The sequence below is a fragment of the Clostridiales bacterium genome, assembly GCA_012512255.1.
Classification (GTDB): domain Bacteria; phylum Bacillota; class Clostridia; order Christensenellales; family DUVY01; genus DUVY01.
Genome location: JAAZDJ010000009.1, coordinates 1 through 5,454, shown reverse-complemented (window position 1 = coordinate 5,454; position 5,454 = coordinate 1). Strand labels below are relative to the sequence as shown.

Genomic DNA, 5,454 nt, shown 5'->3' with positions numbered 1-5,454 from the left:
TTGCAATACGATAGCTTGGGGCAATAAGGAATCCACCACAGGCTGCGCCTGCGGTCCCCCTTGTTGCAATACGCGGACGTGGCGGAATTGGCAGACGCGCCAGATTTAGGTTCTGGTACCGAGTGTGTGAAGGTTCGAGTCCCTGAAGATCCACCATGAAACCGCAATATATAGTTACATAAGACAAAATAAACAATAAATAAACCTTATAATCGCATTGCACAAAAATTTGACGACAATTTTGACGACAAAAACGCCCATAGTCTATAACGCTATGGGCGTTTTTATTATATAAAAAAGCGCCTATAAATTTTTATTTATTACCTAATTTTCTTACTTCACTTCCACTATCTTAACCAGCGGCTTTTGGGCGAGGGATAGCAGCATATAGGCGTATGAGGGCGCGCCTATGCGGGGGCTGCCCAAACTTCCAGGGTTGACCAGCAAAATATTGCCTATATAGCCCAAGTAAGCTATATGCGTATGACCGAACAGCGCAATATCGGCTTTTAACTGCTTTGCCCTATTAACCAAATTATCCAAAGACAGTTTTACCCCATATTTGTGCCCGTGCGTCGCCAAAATCTTAAAGCCGTCAATATCCAAAAGCGCTTCGTCTTTGGTCTCGGCCCTAGCCCAAAAATCGCAATTGCCCCTTAGCGTTATCAAGCGCCCGCCAAGACGGTCTTGATAATTAGCCATAGCGTTGCCGCCGTCGCCCAAAAAAAAGCAATAATCGCTTTCTAAGATGATTTTATCTATCTTTTTAAGATTAACCGCGTTAAAATGTATATCCGACAAGATTATTATCTTGGTCATACCAGCGCCTTTAGTTTTTGTTTTAGTTGGTTTAACGCCCGCGCCCTGTGGCTTACTTGGTTTTTTTGCTCGGGCGTAGCTTGCCCAAAACTCATCTTAAGGTCATAAGAATAAAACAAAGGGTCATACCCAAACCCGTTATCGCCAACAGGATAGGATAAAATCTCGCCGTAAGTTTTGCCCTCGGCAAATATGGTTTGGTTTTTGTTTATAAACACTACGACGCAAACAAAATACGCCCGCCTGTCCTTAACATCTTGAAGTCTTTGCAATAATTTTTGGTTGTTTTTCTCGTCGTCGCTATCGTCGCCGGCGTATCGGGCGGACATTATGCCGGGCTCGCCGCCCAAAGCGGGCACAATCAAGCCGCTGTCGTCCGCGACCGCGGCCAAACTGCCTCCCATTTTATCAAAAACAGCCCTTGCTTTTATAAGCGCGTTGTCCAAAAAAGTATCGCCGTTTTCTTGCGGGTCAATTTTTAAGCCCAAATCCTTCAGCGAAAAGCATTGGTAAATATCGCCCAAAATCTCTTTGATTTCCTGCGCTTTGTCTTGGTTATTGGTCGCTATTATCAGCTTAGGTTTCATTTTTTTATCCCTTGGGTCTAAATGTTTTAGCGTATAGCCTTTTAATCTCATATTTATCTATTCTTTAATAAATTTAGGATAGCATATTTTGTCCGCGCCGCACAACAAAAAATAACTACTTTTTATGTATTTTTACTCAATCAAAAAGTATGGTATAATAATATAAAAATACGGATTTTAAGGCCATAAAAATGGACAAAAACACATTCGCGCAAGTCAAAAAAATCATCCAAGAAAGTCAGAATATCGTTTTTTTGGGCGGCGCGGGGGTATCCACGGCGTCGGGTATACCCGATTTCCGTTCGGCTGCCGGGCTTTATAACCAAAAGACCGATTTGCCGTACCCGCCCGAGTATTTGCTAAGCCATGAGTTTTTTGTCGCCCATCCCGACGAGTTTTCGGATTACATAAGAGAACATCTGATATATGAGGACGCCAAGCCCAACAACGCCCATTACGCTTTGGCCAGGCTTGAACAACAAGGCAAACTCAAGGCGGTCATCACCCAAAACATAGACAGGCTGCATCAAAAAGCTGGCAGCGTCAATGTCTTGGAAATTCACGGCAACTTGACCGATTATTATTGCGTGGGTTGCCGACAAAAATATACCCTCGCGCAGTTCCAAAGCGTAAAAAAAGGCGCGCTTCGCTGTTCAAAATGCTCCCAAGTCGTAAGGCCCGATGTCGTGCTATACGGCGAGGGGCTTAACATGTCCGTGTATTACAGCGCGGTTAAGGCGATTGAACTATGCGATGTGTTTATAGTGGGCGGCACTTCGCTGGTTGTTCACCCGGCTGCGGGATTGCTGGATTTTTATCACGGACACAAGCTGGTCTTGATTAATATGGATTCAACGCCAGCCGACGCGCGCGCGGATTATATTTTGCGCGGAGATGTTTCCCAAATTTTGCATGATTTGGTAAACTGAATATATAAATTTTTAGGAGGTAAAATATTTTATGCCCCATATCAGCGTCAAAATGCTAAAAGGCCGCACTCAAGCCCAAAAAGAAAAACTAGCGCAAGAACTCAAAAACACCCTAAAGCAAGTTTTGGGCGCTTCCGATAAGTATATTTCGGTGTCCATTCAGGACTACACGGCTGAAGAATGGCAAGAACAGTTCAAAAAAGAAATATCCGACAATATGGACAATGTTTGGATAAAGCCCCAATACGACCCTAAGGATTTGTTATAATCTTGCCAAATTTAAAATTAAAGGCTGATATTTTTTTAGTCGCATAAAGGCTGATAAGTTTTGATAATTAAATAGCCGCAAAGTTTTGAATTAACCAAAGACCAGTTAATTTAAATAGCTCCAATAGCTTAGCCCTAAGACCGCTATAAATTAACGGAAAGCCCCTATTGTTTAAAATTAAAAAAACTCAAACGAAAATTTTTATATAACCAAAATAAAAAAGACCGCTGTTTTTTTAAGCGGTCTTTTTTTATCTATATCATTTACGCCCAAATAAACCAAATTAACAAATATCCCGTTGTAACGGCGGCAAGGGTATAAGGCACGCTTATTTTCATAAATTCTAGGGCCTTTACTTCATGGCCTTGCTTTCTTAAGATGCCCAATGCCGCAATATTGGCCGAAGCGCCGATAGGCGTCAAGTTGCCGCCCAAAGTCGCGCCGCACAATAGGCCAAAATACAATATAGTAGGATCTATATTCATAAGCGCGGCGATAGACGCTACAACAGGCAGCATAGTCGCTGTATATGGGATATTGTCCACAAACATGGAAATCAGCACGGACGCCCATACTATAATGGTAAAAATCAAGAAAAGATTGCCCCCGCCGGCTTTTACAAACAGCTTGCTGAGCGCGTCAATAACCCCCGCTTCTTTTATTCCCCCGATTACTATAAATAGACCCGTCAGCAGTAGCAATGTGAAGTAATCTATTTCTTTGATAGTATCCTTTATTACAGCGAAATTCTTTTTTCTCGCGAATTCCACCACAAGCCCTACGACCAAAAGACTCATACAGATAAGGCCGTTTGTGATGTCTAATTTGTATTTTTCGGGGATAAACGACGCCGCGATCAATAGCGCTATCATTGAAAAAAGCAAAACCGTAGGAAAATAATTGGTAACTTTTGTTTCGCCTTCAAGTTTTATAGGCTGTTTTTCCTCCCTTAACAGCAGCCACAAAACAAAAGTGGCGGCAAGGCAGCCCGCCTGAACCACAAAAAACATGCCAAGGTTTCCTTTATAGACAAAAAAGTCCATAAAGTTCATTCCGGCCGCTCCCGCCATCATTATAGAAGTCGTATCGCCCACAAGCGTAGCCGCGCCTTGTAGGTTGGACGCGATAGAGATAGCAATCAAACTTTTTACGGGCGAAACATTGAGTTTTTGGCAGATGCTAAGGGCGATAGGCGCTAGCATTAATACGGTCGCGACATTATCTATAAAAGCGGATACAATTGAGGAAAACAGCGAAAGCGCGATTATCGCCCATCTTAAGTTTGGGGTTTTTTTGATAATCATATCGGCCATAAGCGCGGGCATTTTGGAATCTATAAACAACGCCACTATGCCCATAGTGCCGCCTATCATCATCAAAACATTCCAATCCACCGCGCCCAAGACTTTGGTAACGGGAAGTATCCCTAAGATAACAAAAAGCGCGGCCGACCCTAACGCTATATATGCTCTTATTTTTGGGAAAACTAACAAACAGATGTAGGTAATCGCAAATAATGAAACCGCCAAAATAAAAGTCCAATCCATTATTACTTTCCTTTGTTTTTTAGAAAATCAATCATTAAGAATTATACATTATTTGCATTTTATTTCCAAATATAAACATGTATTAAATGGTCAAATATATATAACAAAAAATTCCAAGATTTGCCTGAGTTTATAGACCAGACAAAATATCAATTTATTACGACTATGGGCAAATAACTTTTAGCCTAAACATTCAACAGCCCAGCAATCCTATTTTGACAATGCTTATCCAAGCGTATCTTTATCAAACGCATTTTATTCCAAATCTATACGCTTTTTGGTTCAAATCTTAGTCCGCGCGCTTTTTGGTCCAATGATTATTAGCCCATGCTTGTTTTGTGCCTTAATAATTTTTAGCCGCGCGCTTTTTTGTCCTAATAATTTTTAGCCCGTTCATTCAAACAATCCTTAAATGTTATTAATCCAAATAATCCTTAGCTTAAGCGCATCACGGCTAAAAAAACAATTTTTAGCCCAAGCGCTTTTTAATCCAAACAATACTAGCCCATACAATCTTTAATCAAAGCATTCCTACTAGTCAAGCTCTTTAAAAGCCCAATAATTTTTAACCTAAGCGTTTTTAAAGACAATAACTCTTAACCAAAGTTATCTCTTTTAGCGGTCAAAGCGATTTTTATTAAATTTTTTATCGGCTAAAAGCTAAGACTTAAAAATTATTTTTTAATGCTTGATTACCGCTTCGCATTTTTCTTTTATGCTTTTTTTAAAAGCCGCTGCAAAATTAATAGCCTAGTTATAATAATTTTTTTATGCTGTTCAGCGCCTTTTTTTAACGCATTTTTAAAACGTCTCAAATTAACCGTCCCAAGCGCGCCTTTTTTAATTTTTAATTCTTGATTGCCGCTCCGCCTTTTTCTTAACGCATTTTTAAAACTGTTTCAAAACAACCGCTTTAAGCGCGCTAATGCTTAATTAACAAATTATTTATTAATGTTTAATTAACGACCGCGCCTTTTTTTTTACGCTTTTTTAAAAATCTACCATTAAGTTAACCGCTTATCTAAGCGCGCCTTATTTTTAATGCTTGTTTTCCGCTTCGCCTTTTTCCTTTATGCTTTGTTTCAAAGCCGCCACCAAATCAACCGCCAAATCAGGAACGCCCTCTTGAGCTGCGATGATTTCTTTGCCCCGTATTTTCATTTCAATAGCGGCTTGAAGTTTGGCGCGGTATTCGTCAATATAGTCTTGGGGGACAAACTTAGAACTCATGCTCGCTATTAATTGTTTGGCGAGTTCCAGCTCGTTTTGGTTGATTTTGATAGAAGTATTATAAACGGGCGGGG

The 5,454-nt window shown here is 40.6% G+C and carries 6 protein-coding genes; 2 read left to right on the top strand and 4 right to left on the bottom strand.

Annotation, left to right across the window (positions count from 1 at the left end; genetic code table 11):
- Positions 1 to 333: 333 nt before the first annotated feature.
- Both GX756_00350 and rdgB read right to left on the bottom strand, forming a co-directional pair.
- The gene (locus GX756_00350) at positions 334 to 819 is read right to left on the bottom strand and encodes a metallophosphoesterase (GenBank protein ID NLC16321.1); all 486 of its coding nucleotides are present in this window, start codon (positions 817 to 819) and stop codon (positions 334 to 336) included.
- Entirely contained in the window at positions 816 to 1,406 is a 591-nt protein-coding gene (rdgB, locus tag GX756_00345; protein ID NLC16320.1) for an RdgB/HAM1 family non-canonical purine NTP pyrophosphatase, read from the bottom strand. The genes GX756_00350 and rdgB overlap by 4 nt, the downstream gene beginning before the upstream one ends.
- Positions 1,407 to 1,597: 191 nt before the next feature.
- On the opposite strand from rdgB, the gene GX756_00340 reads away from it, so the two are divergent.
- A complete protein-coding gene (locus GX756_00340; protein ID NLC16319.1) occupies positions 1,598 to 2,335 on the top strand; it encodes an NAD-dependent protein deacylase in 738 nt (245 codons plus the stop codon).
- 31 nt (positions 2,336 to 2,366) lie between these two features.
- Positions 2,367 to 2,603, top strand: coding sequence for a hypothetical protein (locus GX756_00335; protein ID NLC16318.1), 237 nt, complete (start codon positions 2,367 to 2,369; stop codon positions 2,601 to 2,603).
- Positions 2,604 to 2,866: 263 nt separating this feature from the next.
- Here the strand turns inward: GX756_00335 and GX756_00330 are convergent, their stop codons facing one another.
- Together GX756_00330 and GX756_00325 are read right to left on the bottom strand one after the other, a co-directional pair.
- On the bottom strand, positions 2,867 to 4,150 hold the full coding sequence (locus tag GX756_00330) for a TRAP transporter large permease subunit (GenBank protein ID NLC16317.1): 1,284 nt from the start codon (positions 4,148 to 4,150) through the stop codon (positions 2,867 to 2,869).
- Between the two features lie 1,038 nt (positions 4,151 to 5,188).
- Positions 5,189 to 5,454 (bottom strand): Ku protein (locus tag GX756_00325; GenBank protein NLC16316.1); only part of this gene is annotated, 266 nt, incomplete at its 5' end.